The sequence below is a fragment of the Shewanella cutis genome (assembly GCF_022410515.1).
Classification (GTDB): Bacteria; Pseudomonadota; Gammaproteobacteria; order Enterobacterales; family Shewanellaceae; genus Shewanella; species Shewanella cutis.
On sequence record NZ_JACSDI010000001.1, the window covers coordinates 704,487 to 722,885 of the forward strand.

An 18,399-nucleotide genomic window follows, 5' to 3' on the forward strand; every position below is an offset into this window, starting at 1 on the left:
TTAGGATGAAAACACCTCTACGTGCCTCCCCCTCACCCCGTGATATCCCAACTCAATACGATTACCACCATTCTTTTTTGCCTTATACATCGCAGCATCAGCACAGGATATGAGTTGTTGTTCATCTTTGCCATGCTCAGGATACAGAGCTACGCCAATACTAGGAAAAACATATAGTTGTTGCTCTGCGAGCTCAAAAGGCTGGTTTAATGCTTCCAGTACTTTATGGGCGACGAGCAAAGTGTTGTGTGCAGAGTCAACTCGCTCAAGCAAAATCACAAACTCATCACCACCAAAACGTGCGACCGTATCTGACGCTCTCACACAACCGAGAAGCCTTTGTGCAGTAATCTGTAACAACAAATCCCCCACGCCATGTCCATAAGTGTCGTTAACCCATTTAAACTTATCTAAGTCTAAATACAACAAGGAGAAATAACTCGACTCTCGATGCGAACGAGATAAAGCCTTTTGAAATCTATCGTAAAATAACTCTCTATTGGGCAAATGAGTCAATTGGTCGTAGAGCGCGATTTGCTCTAAGCGCGCCAAAATTTGACGACGTTCAATGGCAAAAGCGATTTGAGATGAGACAAACTCAACTAGCTCGCAATCCTGTGAGGTATAGGTCCTCGAACCTGGCGTGCTAAGCATAATCAAGGCGCCAATGACACCCTTATGTAACTTCAGAGGAACACCGAGCCAACTGATATGGGAATCTTTAACGGTTGAATTTACTGGCGAAGAAAGCGTGTTTGACATCGGGCAAAAGAGTAAGGATTCACCCGTTTGAATAATCTGCTCAGCAAAATAACTAATATTGCCAACGTGAACGCTAGTTTTGTCGGTCACCGACACACTATAGGGAAAATCTAAGTGATTTACATCTTGGTCATAGAGCGCGATGGAAAAATTTTCCGCAGGTAACAGCTTTGCAATTATCTGATGAATATGGCTGTAGAGTGATAGCAAATCCTCGGCTACATGAACTGCTTCGGATATCTCATATAAGGCCGCTTGTCGACGCTCCGCAAGTTTATGCTTAGTGATGTCACGAGCCACAGCAACGCGCTGCTGATATTCCTCAGACCAACGGGCAGACCAGCGAATATCCACAATGCTACCATCTTTGCGAATATAACGATTTTCAAAATCGAGTTGGTATCGGCCCGCCATAATTTCTTCGGCAGCAGCAAGTGTGCGTTCACGATCTTCTGGCAGAACTAAATCCAACATCTGCATCCCAATCATTTCATCGGATGTGTAGCCAAAAATACGTTCAGCACCAGCACTCACAAATTCAAATCGCCCAGATTTATCCACCACACAGATGGCATCTAATAACAAATCAATAAAGCGACCAAGTGAAGTATAACCATCGTTTTTCACACTGCTCTCCCACCACACCCTAAGATAACACGAGAATAGTTAACACTCCGCAGCTAACCTCTCCATCCCTGTATAAACCAACGCGCGAACACTTGATCATTAACGCTAAACGCAGAGAATATCATACTATTAAAGTAGGTTAATTACCGTGACAGTCTCAAGAGCACAAAAATCTCTTTAATACGGATAAATGAAGGCCAAGTTGAGGTCAGTCACTCAGGGGTTCCCAAACGTTCAGCCTATTTGACTCAAATAAAATCATTTGAGCACAATAGCGATGCTGAATGTCTCCCAAGGCAGAGAAAGCCACTATAACGAATTAAATGGATTCATATTTCTTAGGAGTCAGTTTGGAGTCACTTAAGTCACCGCCACGCCAAACCAAGCATTTGCGTCTTGGGCTTGCCATGTGGTCACATAACCATTGGCAAGACAGTGTTTATGGTTCAACAACCAAACAAGCCGAGCGCCTTGCCCGTTATGCAACCATTTTTAACACGGTAGAAGGGAATACCAGTTTTTACGCTACGCCAAATGCACAAACTGTGATGAACTGGCTCAGCGCTACCCCAGATGACTTTCGCTTTACCTTTAAGCTACCGCAGACGATCACCCATCAAAAGCAACTACAGCATTGTCAGCAAGAGCTTCTGCAATTCTTTCAAGTCATGTCGCCCTTGGCTGAAAAAACCGGGCTATGGAAGATCCAACTTCCCGCCCATTTCGGCCCAGAAAACTTGCCTGCGTTAGCGCAATTTCTCAATCAAGTCCCACAAGGGTTAACCTATGGCGTCGAAGTCAGGCATGCCGCGTTTTTTGCCAAGGGAGAGGCTGAGCGAGCGCTAAACCGCTTGTTGATGGATAAACAGGTGAACCGCATCATTATGGACAGTCGCCCCTTATTTGCTCTGCCGCCCGCTAACGAGGAGATTATCGATGCCCATAAGAAAAAACCGCAAGTGCCCGTTCACGCTATAGCGACCGCCAATACACCCGTGGTGCGGTTTATTGGCCAAACTGACGGCACGATTGAAGCATTAGCGGCGAGCAACGATAGGCTGCAAGTGAAAAATAACGATAGTTTTTTCAAGAACTGGTTACAGCAGTTACCCGCTTGGATTAAAGAAGGTCGTGAACCCTATCTTTTTATCCATACGCCCGACAATCAAACTGCCCCAGAGCTCGCCATTCGTTTATATCAGCAATTACAGCGACAAATCGCCGCAGAAGTTAGCTTGCCAATGATAAAGTTGCTTGATCCACCGTTAGCTGCCCCAACCGCGCAAATGCAACTCACTTGGTAAGGGGGAACTCCCCCCTTATTCATCTTAACCCCAAATAGCATTCGCTAGAATAAAGACCAGTGCAGACAAGAGCATAGTAATAGGGAGAGTTAGCACCCAAGCCAGTAGAATTTGCTTAATGGTTTGACTTTGTAGTCCAGAGCGATTGGCTACCATAGTCCCCGCCACCGCCGATGATAAAATATGCGTGGTTGATACTGGCATCCCAGTAACGCTCGCGATGCCAATCGAAACAGCAGCAGTTACCTGCGCGGCAATACCTTGGCTATAGGTCATTCCCGAGGAGCCAATTTTTTCTCCTACGGTATACACAATTCGCCGCCAGCCCACGAGCGTGCCACAACCTAACGCGGTCGCAATCGCCACAATCACCCAAAGGGGCGCGTATTCTGTCGGTTTAGTCAGGTCTTTACGCCACTTAGCGAGAGAACTTAATTCCTTAGCGGGTAAGTCTACTTTAGCCACCTTGCGCGCAGTGTCATCAATACACAGTAACAAACGTCGCACTTCACGGCGCTCTTCTATAGTCATATCCTGAAAACTATTGACCTGCTCTAAACGACGATCAAGTGACGACATTGCAGGCAATACGGTTTGTGCTGAGCAATGACTTAGCAGTGTATCACTAGCATCAACCTTTGCTTTTACATCCACTAAATCGCTAATCGCCGCTTGATTACGGCTGTAGATAGCCATGATGCGACGGTTTGCATCCTGTGTTCGTGCTAAATCATAGGATTGCGTGCTCATATCGAGGGCAAAATACGCAGGGGCCATACAAATAAGCACGAGCATCACTAAGCCAATGCCTTTCTGTCCATCGTTAGAACCATGGGCAAAACTAACCCCCATGGCAGAAGCAATCAAACTCACTCGCGCCCAGAAAGGCGGATGCCTTTTACCATTAATCTGAAACTGCTCATCAGGGGTGCGATGGATCTTATGCTTTGCCCAAATAAACTTCATCAGCAATAAAAATATCCCCGCCAACACAAAACCAAGCGTGGGCGAAATAATCAGGGATAACATAATCTGCGTGGCTTTAGTGAGGTTAATACCATGCAAAATGGGCTGATTATGTATCCAAGCGAATGCACCGCCAACGCCCATAATTGAACCAATTAAGGTATGGGAGCTAGAGGCAGGAATGCCAAAGTACCAGGTACCTAAATTCCAAATAATCGCGGAAAATAATAGCGAAAACACCATCAACAGCCCTTGGGTAGAGTCCATCCCCAACAAGGAGTCAACGGGAAGTAGATGCACGATGGCATAAGCGACACCAAGCCCACCGAGTAGCACGCCAGCAAAGTTAAAAAGTGCTGAAGAAACCACAGCTAAATTCGCAGGCATCGCCTTAGTGTAGATAACTGTTGCGACTGCGTTGGCGGTATCGTGGAAGCCATTGATAAACTCGTAGGCCAGCACAAATAACACGGCAAGCACTAAAGCTACCGACCAACCAAGACCGATAGAAGTAAATATCTCAAACATAAATCGCTAACCTATAACAAGGACACCACAGATTACGCCTAAGACAGGGGCATTTGACAGTGAAAAATTATTTAGATTTTCAAAAAGTGAATTAGTACTCAATAACTCTGAATGCGACTTGCAATTAACAAATGGCTTGATACAAAAACGCCAGCACTAAGGCTGGCGTATTTGTTTATCAGTATCGCTTACTGCAGATGACCGGCGTTGTGTAGCTCACGCTCGTTCATTGGCGGTGGGGTCCACTGGTACATCCACGTTTCCGTTAATGGCTGGCCGTCCACTTCTAAGTAAACTCTTAGGTTAATCGGCTCTACACTATCCTCTGGTGGCACAATGTCGAACATAGCGCGGTAACCATTGATTGCATGCTGTGGACGAGCAGATTCGATTTCTACGCGACCTTGAGATGTTGAAATCACCGCTTTCACTTGGGTATCTTTACCCAGCATAGGTAAAGAACCACCAGCAAAATCAATTACAAAGCGCTTACTATAGTACTTACGCTTTTGACCTACCACGCCACCAATACCGGTAAAGGTATCCACTACGCGAGCGCGTGGAGACTGTTCAGGTGGAATGCCACCCCAGTACATGTTGTAGCTGTACAGTAGCTCTTGGCCAGGTTGAATAGGCTCAGCAGGATTCCAGAAAGCCACGATATTGTCGAAGGTTTCGTCCAGTGTTGGAATTTCAACTAACTGAACTGAGCCTTTACCCCAATTGCCCGTTGGCTCAATCCACAGACTTGGACGCTTCTCGTAAAACACACCATCATCTTGGTAATGGTCGAAATTACGATCGCGCTGCAATAAACCAAATCCCTTAGGATTCTCATCGCTATAGGCGTTGAATCGCAGATTACTTGGGTTACCTAGCGGGCGCCAAATCCATTCACCGTTACCAGTGTGCATGGCTAGACCGTCTGAATCGTGGATCTCTTGACGCCAGTCGTAACCAGTGCGGCGATCGTTTTCACCCACCATAAACATACTGGTCAGCGGCGCAACCCCCAAACGTTCGATGGCTTTACGCGGATATATGGCTGCATCGACCTTCATTTTCAAACGCTCACCCGGCTCGATATCGAAACGATAAGCACCAGTGACGCTTGGCGAGTCTAGCAGTGCATAGACAGTCGCAATATTTGAGCCCGGCTGTGGTTTCTCTAACCAAAAACGGGTGAACATGGGGAATTCTTCAGGCTTAGGCAGCGCAGTGTCCACCGCTAGACCACGGGCAGAAAGACCATACTGCATTTCCTGACCTACGGCGCGGAAATAGCTGGCCCCTAAGAAGGCGACCACATCACGTTGCCAATCAGTGTTGAACTGCATTCTAAAGCCAGCAAAACCTAAATCTTTAGGAAGCTGGCTGCCCTTTACCTTCGACTTACCGTAATCGAACATAGAAGGAGAATATTCAATCCGCTTAGCCTTGCCATTTTCTAATTGATAAATATGGACAGGCGTATCGAAATACAGGCCTAAGTGAAATAACTCGGCGCGAAACTCTGAATCGTCTTCACGCCACAGTGCGGCTTTTTTCTTGAAATGGAATTGCTGGTAATCATCCCAGCTCATGCCCTGTAAACTTTTTGGCAACTCACCCTTATGGCTTACATAGGACTCAGTAGCCAGCGTATGAGCATAGCCTTTCAACCAAGCGTAGCTAAACTCTTCTTCCTGCGGCGCACTCGCTTTACCCGCTGCACAAGCAGATAAGCTTAACAACACACTGCAAGTGAGCAGCACACTGCCCACCATGCGTTGTAAACGGCTTCGGGTAGGCTGAGCTTCTACCGACGGCATCACCATCGGCTCACGATTTAAATGTCTTTGTTCGGGAAATAAATTGGGTTGCATAAGCAGACTCTGAATTGGTGTAACTTCCTGACATTTCTCTGCAAAAGTAAGCATTATTGCAGTGACTGCCCTGTGGAGAACTGTTGATGACAGTGATAAACATACCTCTATCTTCATCAGTTCGCCAGAATCTAACATAATTTCGACGCAATGGAATACGTCACAGTGACAATATTCAATACTGACGCCAGTTTATGAAAATAGTATTAAAAAAGGCTGCAAAATTCAGCCCCTAATTGTCACAAACCCAATCTGGTTATCAATTTGTATCGATTACTGTTTCTTGTTTGTTGCCAGCAAAAATCTAAGCAACGAAATACGTCCTCCTACAGCGATACTCACATATTAGCCATGGCTTGAGGTCATCCTAAATCAATCCTAACCGCGACAATATAAGATACAGTGACACAGGTAGTGGCAATCGCAGCGAGACTCACAGCCCGATAGAAACTGCCACTATCAAACAGATACTGAGTCACGAACCAGAGCAAACTTGCCGATAACAGTATGTTTGAGAAGACATATAACCCGCACTGCCCATTTATTTTGCCCCCCTTTTAGGCATTAGCGCAGCACCAGCTCAATCAATGATGCCGTATCAGCCTCTTCTTGAATTACATTACCTGTTTTTACAAACCCATGGCGCAGCAACACTCGTTGAGATGCAACATTATGCTGAGCTACATGGGCCCAGAGCGGTCTTGACCTGACTAAGGGTAAAAATACACTCAAAGTCAGCGTGGCAATGCCGCGCCCCCAATGGGCACGATCAATCCAATAACCAATCAGCGCCAGCCCATCTGCATGCCAATGACAGATATTGCCCACAAGCTGGCCTTCGACTTCAATTCCCCGTGCTAGTACAGCCTCCTGACCGAGGATATTCTGCTGCCAATGTCGGTAAAAAGCCTCTCGTTCCCGTGGTGGGAATTGGGCTAATTGGCAAGCGACGGAATCGATTTGATGAGCAAAAATCAGCTCGAGATCGCTTTGGGTAATCGGCCGTAAACTCACATTCAACACGTTTTCCTACTTGTCCATCATTAGTCCCTACTCGATTCAGTTGTGTCATCAATAGAAGTCAGCGTGATGCGCCAGCTAAAAAAATGGGCGCATAACCCAAGCAGAGGTTAGCGCCCTAAGAGGCAAAAAAAAATCATTTCAAGGTAACAAAGTCATACTCACGTAAAGATGCTTAACTCAAACTAACCTGAACTAAGAATAAGTAGAGCCGCTGAATAGACATCTTTTCGGGCTTCTCTGCGTTGCTCTGTCAGAAAATAGATTTCTCTTTCAAAATAATCATTTATGACATTAATTTAGTTTGTTAAATTTAGATTTTTCGACACTCGTTACATCGAGTTCAGGTTAACTAAAAATCAGCGCAAAAAAAGGGGCGCCTAACACCATCGCAATTCCGATAAAAATCATGGTTAAACTTGCAATTACGCCTTCTTGCTGACCTAACTCGCTGGCTTTTGCTGCGCCCGCACCATGGGCCGATGCCCCCAAGGCCACGCCTTTACCTAAGGAGGTGCGAATATGCATCAGCTTAAAAAGTGGCTCGCACACTAACATGCCGATAATGCCGGTGATGAGTACCATCATGGCGGTAAGTTCTGGCACACCGCCAAAGGCGCTTGTGGCCTCCATCGCAAAGGGCGTCGAGACGGAGCGCACCAACAAACTCTTCGACAGCTCCACTGGCAGCGGCACAAACTTGACTAATAGCCAGCTTGAGATCATGCCCAACAACAACCCTGCAATCACGCCAAAGGCAATGGTCAGCGGATATTGGCGAATGAGTTTACGCTCCCGATAAATAGGCAAAGCAAATGCAATCGTTGCCGGAGCCAACATCGCCATTAACCAATGGGTGTATTCAAAATAAGTCGGCAATGGAATATCGAGATTAAACACCAATAGCGTTATCACTACGGGCGCGAATACAATCGGCGCCAACCACCAAACACGGTGGCGTTTATACAAGCGCTTCGCCGCAAAATAACAAAACAGCGTTAATAATAAGCTGATAAGCGCCAATCCAGTTTGTGAGAACAGCCACTCCGTTAACACCACAGGGCTTAAGTTAACGCTCGACATTAGGCAGCCTTAGCATGACGACGAGCATGCTTTTTGATATTGAGTTGACGCTCAAAGCGAAACACTCTGTCAACCACAAATCCCGTGCCCACCATCACGCACACACTACCCATCACTAAGGTGAAGAGGATGTTCACCCCATACTGCTCAAACAGGCCTTCATACTTAATCACCGAAATCACTGGCGGAATAAAAAACAGCAGTAACTCACCGATAAGCCAAGCCGCGCCAAGCTGCACGGCATTTTCAGGGATCAACTTAGTCGCTAATAAAATCAATAAAATACCTAAACCTAACACACTGCCAGGCACAGGCGAGTGCGCCCATGTCGCAAACCAATGGCAGGCAAAAGACAATAAACAAAAAAGAGCAATTTGGGTTAACAATAAAGCCCCATGACGGCATCGACGTATTGCGGCTTGTAGGTAAGGCATGTGGTTTCTCGATTTACACAGAAGGTTGCGATGACATAATTTTAGGCTTGCCTATTTAATAAAAAAAATGAATATTAAGAATGCAATCCATGAATTTTAAGAATGTATTATCGAGGCGAAAATGGATCTTAAAGTGTTGCGTTATTTTATCGAGATTATCGATGCCGGTGGTTTTGGTAAAGCCAGCGAAAAGGTTCATCTCACCCAACCCGCACTCTCTAAGGCACTACGTCAGCTTGAGGAAGAGCTCGATTTGGTGCTGCTTGAGCGTGGCAAACGCGGCACTCAGGTCAAACTCACCCAAGCAGGTGAAGTCGTTTATCGCCATGGCAAAGAGCTATTGGCTGGGCGTCAACGCATGTTAGCCGAACTCAGTGCCCAGCGCAGTTTAACCACAGGCGAATTAAGGCTTGGCCTCGCGCCGCTCGGCAGTGCTGAGATTTTTGCCCCGATCATTGCCAAGTATCGCCAGCAGTATCCACAAATAGAGATGCACTTATTAGTCCGCGGTGGCGTTGAACAAACGCTCGCAATTCAAAAGGGCGAAATCGAACTAGCGACTGGCATCATCAACCTTGACGATGGCTATGACGGCATTCGAGTGTTTAACGATCCTATGGTGGTAGTGCTGCCTAAGGAAAATCCCCTCACTGCAAGGGAAATGCTCTCAATCCATGACTTAATCGATGAGCCACAAGTCATGTTCGAGACTGAATACACCTTGCATCAATTGGTGCTAAATGCCTGTCAGCATGCGGGATTCTCACCTCAAAATATCACCCGAGTCAGCCAAGCTGACTTTGGTATCGCACTGGTGGCGGCGGGAACAGGTGTGATGATACTGCCGCGCTCTATTGCGCGGCGTTATAGCGTATCAGGGGTAATTAATATTCCCTTAGCGAGTGATGAACTACGCTGGGAGTTATCCCTCTTTTGGCGTAAAGAACAGGTATTGTCCTTTGCGGCGCAAGCGATGATTGCGTTAGTTAAAAAGCACTTAACCCAAAAATAACCTTCTACCAAGGCACGACTAAGCTAAATCGCACTAAGGTATCGTTATCCCAAGGTAGGATTGGTAAGTAATTGGGCGAATTTACGCTCACCTTAGCATAGGGGTCCAAGTTATATTCAGTATGTTCAACATACAGTAACCACTGACTGCCCTTTTCCCAGTAATCGGTATCATAGCTCATGGTAAAACGATACTGATTTTCAAGCCATTGGTCACCATCGTTCCAAGTTTGAGCAGCTAAGTTCAGGTTAATTTTTGGCGTCAAATCAAAACCAAAACTCCCCATAACTGTGTAGGCAAACTCACTATTGCCAAAATCGCCTCTATCGTAACCTCGGGTGCGGGGCACATCATCGTCGATCTCTAAAAAGTAATAGCCCGCGCCAGCTTTAAGCTGTGCTTGAGTTTGCTGACCGTGATAATTGGCTGTTAGCCCAGGAAAAAGCTTCGCCTGCTTCTCCACTGAACTCACGGTATTACGCTTGCCCTGTAAATCCACTTGCCACCCTAAGGACAACTCAGGGGAAAAACGGTAAAGCTCCCCAAGAGCGGCATATTCCGATTTGAACCACATCGGGATATGGTCAGGATCCAGCTTATCCGTATCAATATCGATAAACATATCCAGCACTGCAGACAGATAAATATCCGATGCAGTGGTATGTTCAATAATGATGTTACCGTTGGCCCCAAAGGTATGCGAATTCTCTTGCTCCACAATAAAATCATGAATCCCCATGGTGTAATGCCATTGGGTTGATTCTTCTGCACAAACTGGCGTTGCTAGGCCTAAAAACAGCGCCGTAGGTGCCAAAATTAGGTATCTCACATTGAGCTCCATAAAAGGTTTTTAAACTAAATTAAGATTAAACAATTTAAGCATAATTTAATGAAATTTTTACCATTTGTAACTGAGATAGTTCATAAAAATCCATCCTTTCGCTAAAGTGAATAAAAATTTGCATATCTCATCGTTTAAAACCATGGAATTGCTATTCACGGTCACCCTAAACAATTTCACAACCTTTTAAAAAACTATTGATATCAAACACCATAATCATATTAAACATTATGCCCATTATTTAATGGGTCACATTTCAAATGAATTTTTAATCACAAATAAAGCATAATTATTGACACAGGAACGCTATCCTCCTATAGTCGCCACATTGCTAGTTATCCAAAAGAGAGTCTGAAATGAAAAAATCCATGTTATTAGGCGGCCTAACCCTCACAGCCACCTTGTTGTTAGCTGGATGTGGAAAAAGTAATGATGTTTTAGTGGTTGGCACCAATGCGGCCTTCCCGCCCTTTGAATACGTTGGCGGACAAAGTGGCGACGAAATCAAAGGCTTCGACATTGAACTTGCCAAGCAAATCGCTAAAGATGCCGGCAAAACTCTTAAAGTCGAAAACATGAAATTCGATTCACTGATCGTGGCGCTAAACTCAGGCAAGATTGATTTTATTGCCTCGGGCATGACTATCACCCCCGAGCGGCAGGCAAGTGTTAACTTTTCAGAGCCCTATTACGAGGCGACTCAAGTACTGCTCGTCAATAAAGATAACGACACAATTCATACCCTTGATGACATTAAAGATAAACACTTTGCGGTGCAGCTCGGTTCAACCGCCGATATGATGTCTAAAAAGTACACCCAAAATGTCACGGCGTTTAATACCGGTTTTGAAGCCATCATGGAGCTGAAGAATGGCAAAGTCGACTTAGTGCTATTCGACAGCGAACCTGCGGCGAACTATCTGGCGAAAAACCCCGATCTCAAACTGATTAAGCTGGATTTTCCTCCCGAGTTTTATGGTTTTGCCGTCTCAAAACAGCAACCTGAACTCCTCAATAGCATTAATCATACGCTAAAAAAACTGAAAGAAAGCGGCCAGTATCAGGCACTTGTTTCAGCCCATATCAAGTGATCCCTATGCTAGAAGCAATCAATACTTCGCTGTTTAGCCCCATCGGCGACGACGGCATGATAGGCATACTGCTGATCTTAAACGGCTTAAAAGTCACCTTGATTGTGACCTTCTTCGCCATGTTATTAGGCGCAGTATTAGGCGTGGGCACCACACTGATGAAGATGTCATCTAAGTGGTATATCCGCTTCCCCGCCGAACTTTATGTGGGCGTGATCCGCGGCACTCCTGTGGTGGTGCAGTTAGTGATCCTTTACTTCATCGTGCTCGCTGCGCTCGATGTCGATAAAATCACCGCTGCCATTATCGCCTTTGGCTTAAACAGCGGCGCTTATATCTCTGAGATTATTCGTGCTGGCATTCAAGCCGTCGATAAAGGCCAAACCGAAGCCGCGCGCTCACTCGGCCTGTCACAAGCGATGACCATGAAGCTGATTATTCTGCCGCAGGCGATTAAGAATATTCTGCCCGCGTTAGGCAATGAGTTTATCGTGCTACTCAAGGAAACCGCCGTAATTGGCTTTATTGGCGGCGTTGATTTGATGCGGGCGGGCGAGATTATCCGTAGCCGCACCTTTGAAGACAGTATTCCACTCTTTACCTGCGCGCTGATTTACCTGTTCCTGACCTACAGCTTCACATTTATGCTGTCGAAATTCGAAAAGAGGTTGAAGCAAAGTGATTAACATAACCAACCTACATAAAAGTTATGGCGATAATGCAGTCCTTAAAGGCATTAACGAACATATTCGCCAAGGCGAAGTGGTGAGTGTTATCGGCCCCAGCGGCAGCGGTAAAAGCACCTTTTTACGTTGCATCAACCTATTAGAGAAACCCACCCAAGGGGATATTGAAATCGAAGGGCAATCCATTACCGCCAAGGATGCCTGTGTCGATAAATTGCGGCAAAAAGTGGGCATGGTGTTTCAAAACTTTAACCTATTCCCCCATAAAACCGTATTGCAAAACATTACCTTAGCGCCAGTGAGCCTAAAGTTAATGACTCAAGCCGAAGCCGATAACAAGGCGCTGACGCTGCTCACTCAAGTGGGCTTACAGGATAAAGCCAATGCCTATCCTTCAAGTCTCTCGGGTGGACAAAAACAACGGGTTGCCATTGCCCGCGCACTAGCGATGGAGCCAGATCTGATGTTATTCGATGAGCCCACCTCGGCACTCGATCCTGAAATGGTCGGCGATGTACTAGATGTGATGAAGGACTTAGCGCAAAAAGGCATGACCATGGTGATTGTGACCCACGAAATGGGCTTTGCGCGCGATGTTTCCGACAGAGTCATCTTTATGGATGGCGGCTATGTGGTGGAGTCCAATATCCCCGAGGAATTATTCACCCGCCCCAAAGAAGCCAGAACCCAAAGCTTTTTAAGTAAAGTGCTGCGTTAATTGAGACTTATACAACATTGAAACAATGGTATTTGCTTGATGACATGCAGCATGCTTTGAGACAGAAAAGCGTTAAAAATTGGAAGACGAATATCATTGCTTGGTTATTGAATGCAGACCATATTTAAGGGCGAACCATGGTATTTGCTCAACGACACGCAGCGAGTCCATCCGTGGATGCTCGACCGCCCCATCCTTGGGGCGGACGGTCGTCTCGCTAATCACCATGACTCTCCTGTTTAGCATTGTCGTAGTAGGTAGACTTAATAATCTTACTCAGCACGCTTTGGGACAAAAGCGTGATAGAGCCGTTGCTCTAACTCTTCAGATTCGGACTAAAATTTTTTAAGGATTTAACGCTTTGCTAAGGGGCTGGCGCCACGGAGCCAGCTTTAGCTGGCGAAGTAAACTTGAGCAACTGGTTAGGTTGCATTGTTAAGAGCACTCAATGTTAACATGGCTTTCCCCATAATTTGAGCCCACGTTGTATTTGCAAGAAGATCATCAATAGACAGATTTTCACCTAGCTCAGCGTCAAATGTTTGCCAAGTCTTGGTAAAAATCTCGAGGATCTCAATCTCTATTGAGGTAAAAGCTTTCCTAAATATTGGGCTCTCTGGGTGCCAATCTTCAAACCACCACTCGTAAAATTCGTCAGCATAATTTGCGTAGGCCACATCTTTGGCAAAGTCCCTTTGCTTCGTTTCTGAAGCAATAAATTCAACTAGGTCTGTTCGCGATAATCTGAATTGGTGAGTTACATCGTCCATTTGCAACCTAACGCCGCCGTAAACGGCTGCCGAAGCAACGCGTAGGCAGTCCGATGGAGGCCACGCTTTTTGTGGCCGGAACGAATTTGAGCGGCTTGTTATGCATTTACCTTTGCCAAGTTTCTAGGATGAAGTCGGGAGCCTCCTCCCAGCGGATAGTTTCAATTGCTCCAGTGCAGCCACTGCGGGATGATCTATACGAGGTGATACCAGTTACCTGACCTGAATTGAACCAAATTATTTTGTGATCGTTGTATCCGAAGCCTGCACCCGATACACAGTATTGCCAAGCTTCTTGGTTGTCTTTGAGTTGGCGGTCTTGCGGTACACCCATGATACCCAAGACTTTTTCTTTTGAGTCGCCGACATTGATGTTGATCGTTTTACTATCCAATGTGCCACAGGCATATAGGAAAATTACACCAATCAATATTATTGATTTTTTAATCATGTACTCGATCTTCTTTTTTGCATAACGCTTTGCTAATGGGCTGCCGCAGCGCAGCGTAGGCAGTCCAGTGGAGGCCACGGCTTTTTGTGGCCGGAACGAAATTAAGCAACTTGTTAGGTATCATTCGGCTTGTCAAACCAATGACTAGGTATATTTTTACCCAAAATTAACAAGCTAACTCCTTGCTTGAAGGACCATTTTTTATAAAGGCAAATCAAATAAATTACAAAACACAAACTAAAAATAAAATCCAAGAACATGATAGATAAGAGTAAATAATCAAATGAGTCCAAACTTGCACCTGGAGTACCGGGAGCGTCCATGTCCACTCCTAAAAAATCGGCAACCCAATTACTAATGTAATACGTTGGTATGCTTGAAATCACTATAGCTAAGCAAGTAAACAGGGTTCCGTAAACATGATAACGAACCTTTAAATTTGAATAATTCTCAAAGCTCACGTCATATACCTAACTACCGCCTAAACGGCGAGCAACTTGTTGCGAGTCCAGCGGCCGCAGGCCGCGATGTTTAAGGCGTTTGTTATACACTTACGGCAACTTCTCAATTTCTTGAAAGGCTAACCCAAAGTAATGAGATTCAATTATCTTAACCTCGCCACCAACAACACTGAAAATAACTTTGCCTTTGTTATGGCTTTCAAAGAGTCTTCCATCTGTCGATTTTAAATAATGAATCGCCTCAGACTTGAAAACAGCATCTTGGCCAGCTTCAGATATTTCAATAACTTCAGATATTGTCTTCTCTTTGGCGAGAGTCACATAGCATGCATCCATCGCATCCTTAAAAACAGACATTGCTTCATCATAACTCTGCTCTTGCACAACCTCGTTGCCATCAACAACGCTGTGATTAAAGAATTTTGTTTGTCCAAAATAGTATTTTGTGGACTCTTTAAAATCACACCGACTTGAAGCATCAGAAATATGATCGTTAATCGCATCGATCATTTTCTTATCAAGTTTAAGCAGAGTATCTGCGTTAGCTGCAATTGAAATGAATATGGTACAGATAAACGCAATAATTTTGGGTCTATGCACAATTCTTCCTTGGTGTATAACATTTTATTAGTGCGCATGCGCGTTTACCTCATTAGACCAGTAAAAACGCGCATCATTAACTGTTTGTATTGCAAAGAACTTATCAGCTTTTTATCTAATACACCATCCGGAAAAACGCGCATGCGCGTTTTCCAAACCTATTAACTAATTTTGGGAAAGTTTATGCGGATGATTTTTAAGGGTTTTATAAATTTTAGGCTGGATAAACGCGCAAACTAATGAGTGTAAAAACACTCAAAAGCATCTAAATTTAAATACGACTGTATACCTATACATTGTTAGTCTATTTCTGGTAAGGCCAAACATAGGCAAATAGATAAGAATATTTATGGCTGCAGGTGTGGGAATTTTCGGTTGAGCTAAAGAGCCGAAACTCGGAAAGGGGCAAAAGCTTTTAGCTGCACGACACGAATAGTTAGAGAGATACTTAAGATTGTCATTGTTGCTACTGTGACCGTTGGCGGCATGAATGCCGCCGTCGAGCCTATAGGGATATATTTACGGCGTGTCACTGGGGAAACAGTGGCAATGCATATAACACAATATCCGATTCAGCACTCCTGTTTTGGGGCAAAAGCGCGTTCGCTAGAAGCCAACTCAAAATAGTAAGAGCCGCACGTAACCAGACTAGATAAATCTGATCCACTGTCACGTTTGAATATTGATAGGGTAATTCCAAATTAATACCGCAACAGATGACCAATGATCTTTTATCACCAACTTATGGATATAAAAGATGGATATAAAAGACTGTACAAACATCTATTTGTGACGTCTTTGGGACTGCACACTCTAAAGGAACATAGGCCAGCGGGAATTACATTCCTGCACGCTTTTCACAGGTATTGAAGTTCTGTGGAGAGCAAAATGTTACCGGTGTATAAATTATTTCTTGATACTTTTGTTTGGTGACAATTTTATATAAGGTCAAAATTGCCTGCCTGCCCATTTCATAGGGATTTTGACCTACATTGATATGCGCAAGATTATCTTTCAACATCGTCAATTGCTCAGGAGAGGTGTCAGTCATAATAATCACGACCTCCTTATCATTAATTTTTCCTTGAAATGGGGCAATCATGTCACGGTAGAGCGCTGCATCATTTTGCGCCCAACCACCAACCGCAATAAACGAGTCTGCTTTCACCGGCTTGCCTTTCATAACAGACTCCATTTGCTTAACGGCTTGACTAAGTTGGTCAAAATTAAACAAAGGTTCTCTCACCTCAGTCCAGCCCTGCTCGTTATTAAGTAATTTCCCAGGAGGAATATCGTATTTTTTTCCCGACAAAGCAGAGCGAACGCCCATCAGTCTTAAATTCAAATTTGGGGAATCAGGGCGCCCAGACTGCATGATAAGCATGCCTCCATTAGGCCGTAATTTTTTTAACTCTTCACCTAATGACTTACCCAGTTCAAAATTGTCAGTGCCGATATAGGCTAAGCGAAAATTCTTAGGATCGCCGTTGATTGAAGCATCAAAGTCAGAGTCATAGGTAACAATTGGGATACCGGCTTCTTTAGCCCGTTTAAGGCTATTTTCAACAAGGTATTTAGATTGGGTAACGGCAACAGCAATACCATCAACACCTTCATCAATGAGTTGATTTATAACCTGATCTTGCAATCTAACACTGCTTATTTCAGGTCCTCGATATATACATTCAACCCCTTCGATTTGAGCCGCTGCATCGATACAGCCATTTTTGCTTTGATCAAAAAAACGCTATAAAATTTAGGCACTAAGGCTAATTTTAATTCTTTTCCATAGACAGAAGATATCGGTAATAGACCCAATGCAATAATCAACATCAGTAATCTCACCATATATCCCCCAAAAATAATGAGATAGCGATTTAAGCTTCACAACAAAATGTAGCAAAGGAATGAATTTAAAGACATGTGCTGCTGCGATGTTCTCGCGTAAGATTGATCTAAATCAGTCATCCTCATCAATCATGCTAACTCATTAACAGTTAACAAAGACAAATACCATTTAAAAACAATGTGATAAATAAACATAAACCGATATTACACCAGCTTATTTCGGGTTCTCAGAATGACTCCGATCTGTTGATTAAGCTATTTTGCACTTGCAATCGTTTTCAAAGTTGAACCAACACTCGGTTTCAAAAATATTTTGAAACTGATAACCGTTTTGATCACATTGTGTTTTACCTAAACCCGCTTAAAATGCTGTCGTTGAATTTGTATTCCCAGATGATTTGGAGCCGTTACATGAGTGATTTAAGTTTTCTCGCTAAAAAGCGTTACACCACTAAGGCCTTTGATCCGACCAAGAAAATTCCTGCCGATAAGATTGCCGACATCAAGACCTTATTACAGTTCAGCCCATCATCGACTAACTCGCAGCCGTGGCACTTTGTGCTGGCAGGCACAGCTGAAGGCAAAGCGCTGATCGCCCAAGCGACTGAACATTATGCATTTAATACCCAAAAAATTCTTGATGCTTCCCACGTAGTGGTACTTTGTACTCGTACTCAACTCGATGAAGCACACTTATTACAAGTGCTTGAACAAGAAGCAAAAGATGGTCGTTTTGCCAATGAAGAAGCCAAACAAGGTCAGCATAATGGCCGCTCATTCTTTGCTAATATGCATAAATTTGAGCTAAAAGACGCCCAGCATTGGATGGAAAAACAAGTCTATTTAGCGCTCGGTACGCTGATGCTAGGTGCAAGTGTACTCGATATTGATGCCTGCCCAATCGAAGGTTTCGATGCCACGAAACTCAATCAAGTCCTAGGCTTAAGAGAAAAAGGCTTGTGCGCTTCTGTGGTTGTAGCTTTAGGTTACCGCTCAGAAGAAGACTTTAACGCTAAGTTACCTAAGTCGCGTTTAGCACAAGAAGTGATTTTTACAGAAATTTAAGCAGTTACGCCTAAACTAACACTGTAAATGCCCTTGTTTGCACAGCAAACAAGGGCATTTTTATTATTAATCCCAAACACTCATCATAAGGAATTGACGTCGTTAAAACCAACCAAGGTAGGAGTGTTCTCGGGCTAAATTGCTCTAAAATCCATCTTTGCCTACACTTTGCACTATGGCATAGTGTACCTATAGCTCGCTAAACATAGCGAAAATATAAGATAAAAGCATTAATAATCTTATAGATAGAAGTACATCTTACTTTTC

Annotated in this window: 18 protein-coding genes and 1 pseudogene; 7 read left to right on the forward strand and 12 right to left on the reverse strand. The window is 44.4% G+C overall.

Annotation, left to right across the window (positions count from 1 at the left end; genetic code table 11):
• Positions 1-1,389, reverse strand: a complete 1,389-nt coding sequence (locus tag H9J30_RS03260; protein WP_240129649.1) for a sensor domain-containing protein — start codon at positions 1,387-1,389, stop codon at positions 1-3.
• 350 nt (positions 1,390-1,739) lie between these two features.
• Between H9J30_RS03260 and H9J30_RS03265 the strand changes: the two genes are divergently transcribed.
• Positions 1,740-2,693 (forward strand): DUF72 domain-containing protein, encoded by a 954-nt coding sequence (locus H9J30_RS03265; RefSeq protein ID WP_427915892.1) that lies wholly within the window; start codon positions 1,740-1,742, stop codon positions 2,691-2,693.
• Between the two features lie 24 nt (positions 2,694-2,717).
• On the opposite strand, the gene H9J30_RS03270 is transcribed toward H9J30_RS03265, so the two are convergent.
• The 5 genes from H9J30_RS03270 to H9J30_RS03290 form a co-directional block, all read right to left on the reverse strand.
• A complete protein-coding gene (locus tag H9J30_RS03270) occupies positions 2,718-4,187 on the reverse strand; it encodes an inorganic phosphate transporter (protein WP_240129650.1) in 1,470 nt (489 codons plus the stop codon).
• Between the two features lie 188 nt (positions 4,188-4,375).
• Positions 4,376-6,052, reverse strand: coding sequence for an OpgD/OpgG family glucan biosynthesis protein (locus H9J30_RS03275; protein ID WP_240129651.1), 1,677 nt, complete (start codon positions 6,050-6,052; stop codon positions 4,376-4,378).
• Positions 6,053-6,616: 564 nt separating this feature from the next.
• Entirely contained in the window at positions 6,617-7,075 is a 459-nt protein-coding gene (locus H9J30_RS03280) for a GNAT family N-acetyltransferase (protein WP_240129652.1), read from the reverse strand.
• A 345-nt stretch (positions 7,076-7,420) separates the two neighbouring features.
• A complete protein-coding gene (locus H9J30_RS03285) occupies positions 7,421-8,155 on the reverse strand; it encodes an LrgB family protein (protein WP_240129653.1) in 735 nt (244 codons plus the stop codon).
• Positions 8,155-8,589 carry a CidA/LrgA family protein gene (locus H9J30_RS03290; protein WP_240129654.1) on the reverse strand — a complete coding sequence of 145 codons (435 nt, stop codon included), beginning with the start codon at positions 8,587-8,589 and terminating at the stop codon, positions 8,155-8,157. The genes H9J30_RS03285 and H9J30_RS03290 overlap by 1 nt, the downstream gene beginning before the upstream one ends.
• Positions 8,590-8,710: 121 nt before the next feature.
• Here H9J30_RS03290 and H9J30_RS03295 point away from each other — a divergent pair, with 121 nt between their 5' ends.
• Positions 8,711-9,601 carry a LysR family transcriptional regulator gene (locus tag H9J30_RS03295; protein ID WP_240129655.1) on the forward strand — a complete coding sequence of 297 codons (891 nt, stop codon included), beginning with the start codon at positions 8,711-8,713 and terminating at the stop codon, positions 9,599-9,601.
• Between the two features lie 4 nt (positions 9,602-9,605).
• On the opposite strand, the gene H9J30_RS03300 is transcribed toward H9J30_RS03295, so the two are convergent.
• Positions 9,606-10,430, reverse strand: coding sequence for a hypothetical protein (locus H9J30_RS03300; RefSeq protein ID WP_240129656.1), 825 nt, complete (start codon positions 10,428-10,430; stop codon positions 9,606-9,608).
• 368 nt (positions 10,431-10,798) lie between these two features.
• Here H9J30_RS03300 and H9J30_RS03305 point away from each other — a divergent pair, with 368 nt between their 5' ends.
• From H9J30_RS03305 to H9J30_RS21570, 4 genes are all read left to right on the forward strand, one after another.
• Positions 10,799-11,533 carry a basic amino acid ABC transporter substrate-binding protein gene (locus tag H9J30_RS03305; RefSeq protein ID WP_240129657.1) on the forward strand — a complete coding sequence of 245 codons (735 nt, stop codon included), beginning with the start codon at positions 10,799-10,801 and terminating at the stop codon, positions 11,531-11,533.
• A 5-nt stretch (positions 11,534-11,538) separates the two neighbouring features.
• Positions 11,539-12,219 (forward strand): amino acid ABC transporter permease, encoded by a 681-nt coding sequence (locus H9J30_RS03310; protein ID WP_011625362.1) that lies wholly within the window; start codon positions 11,539-11,541, stop codon positions 12,217-12,219.
• Entirely contained in the window at positions 12,212-12,937 is a 726-nt protein-coding gene (locus tag H9J30_RS03315) for an amino acid ABC transporter ATP-binding protein (RefSeq protein ID WP_086902106.1), read from the forward strand. The genes H9J30_RS03310 and H9J30_RS03315 overlap by 8 nt, the downstream gene beginning before the upstream one ends.
• A 111-nt stretch (positions 12,938-13,048) precedes the next feature.
• Positions 13,049-13,180 (forward strand): hypothetical protein, encoded by a 132-nt coding sequence (locus H9J30_RS21570; RefSeq protein WP_275679487.1) that lies wholly within the window; start codon positions 13,049-13,051, stop codon positions 13,178-13,180.
• Positions 13,181-13,359: 179 nt separating this feature from the next.
• Here the strand turns inward: H9J30_RS21570 and H9J30_RS03320 are convergent, their stop codons facing one another.
• The 5 genes and pseudogenes from H9J30_RS03320 to H9J30_RS03340 all read right to left on the reverse strand — a co-directional run bounded on the left by H9J30_RS03320 (position 13,360) and on the right by H9J30_RS03340 (position 17,067).
• Positions 13,360-13,707, reverse strand: coding sequence for a hypothetical protein (locus H9J30_RS03320; RefSeq protein WP_240129658.1), 348 nt, complete (start codon positions 13,705-13,707; stop codon positions 13,360-13,362).
• A 106-nt stretch (positions 13,708-13,813) separates the two neighbouring features.
• On the reverse strand, positions 13,814-14,158 hold the full coding sequence (locus H9J30_RS03325; RefSeq protein WP_240129659.1) for a hypothetical protein: 345 nt from the start codon (positions 14,156-14,158) through the stop codon (positions 13,814-13,816).
• Between the two features lie 113 nt (positions 14,159-14,271).
• Complete coding sequence (locus tag H9J30_RS03330; protein ID WP_240129660.1) at positions 14,272-14,619, reverse strand: hypothetical protein; 348 nt, start codon at positions 14,617-14,619, stop codon at positions 14,272-14,274.
• Positions 14,620-14,709: 90 nt separating this feature from the next.
• Positions 14,710-15,219 carry a hypothetical protein gene (locus H9J30_RS03335; protein WP_240129661.1) on the reverse strand — a complete coding sequence of 170 codons (510 nt, stop codon included), beginning with the start codon at positions 15,217-15,219 and terminating at the stop codon, positions 14,710-14,712.
• Positions 15,220-16,057: 838 nt separating this feature from the next.
• Positions 16,058-17,067, reverse strand: a pseudogene (locus H9J30_RS03340) (sugar-binding protein).
• A gap of 411 nt (positions 17,068-17,478) precedes the next feature.
• On the opposite strand from H9J30_RS03340, the gene nfsB reads away from it, so the two are divergent.
• Positions 17,479-18,132: an oxygen-insensitive NAD(P)H nitroreductase gene (gene nfsB, locus H9J30_RS03345; RefSeq protein ID WP_240129662.1), complete on the forward strand. Its 654-nt coding sequence runs from the start codon at positions 17,479-17,481 to the stop codon at positions 18,130-18,132.
• Positions 18,133-18,399 lie beyond the last annotated feature (267 nt).

Coding starts and splice junctions, on each gene's coding strand:
- H9J30_RS03305 (WP_240129657.1), top strand. CDS start 10,799: ATGAAAAAATCCATGTTATTAGGCGGCCTAACCCTCACAGCCACCTTG.
- H9J30_RS03290 (WP_240129654.1), bottom strand. CDS start 8,589: ATGCCTTACCTACAAGCCGCAATACGTCGATGCCGTCATGGGGCTTTA.
- nfsB (WP_240129662.1), top strand. CDS start 17,479: ATGAGTGATTTAAGTTTTCTCGCTAAAAAGCGTTACACCACTAAGGCC.
- H9J30_RS03285 (WP_240129653.1), bottom strand. CDS start 8,155: ATGTCGAGCGTTAACTTAAGCCCTGTGGTGTTAACGGAGTGGCTGTTC.
- H9J30_RS21570 (WP_275679487.1), top strand. CDS start 13,049: ATGCAGACCATATTTAAGGGCGAACCATGGTATTTGCTCAACGACACG.
- H9J30_RS03320 (WP_240129658.1), bottom strand. CDS start 13,707: ATGGACGATGTAACTCACCAATTCAGATTATCGCGAACAGACCTAGTT.
- H9J30_RS03310 (WP_011625362.1), top strand. CDS start 11,539: ATGCTAGAAGCAATCAATACTTCGCTGTTTAGCCCCATCGGCGACGAC.
- H9J30_RS03270 (WP_240129650.1), bottom strand. CDS start 4,187: ATGTTTGAGATATTTACTTCTATCGGTCTTGGTTGGTCGGTAGCTTTA.
- H9J30_RS03325 (WP_240129659.1), bottom strand. CDS start 14,158: ATGATTAAAAAATCAATAATATTGATTGGTGTAATTTTCCTATATGCC.
- H9J30_RS03295 (WP_240129655.1), top strand. CDS start 8,711: ATGGATCTTAAAGTGTTGCGTTATTTTATCGAGATTATCGATGCCGGT.
- H9J30_RS03275 (WP_240129651.1), bottom strand. CDS start 6,052: ATGCAACCCAATTTATTTCCCGAACAAAGACATTTAAATCGTGAGCCG.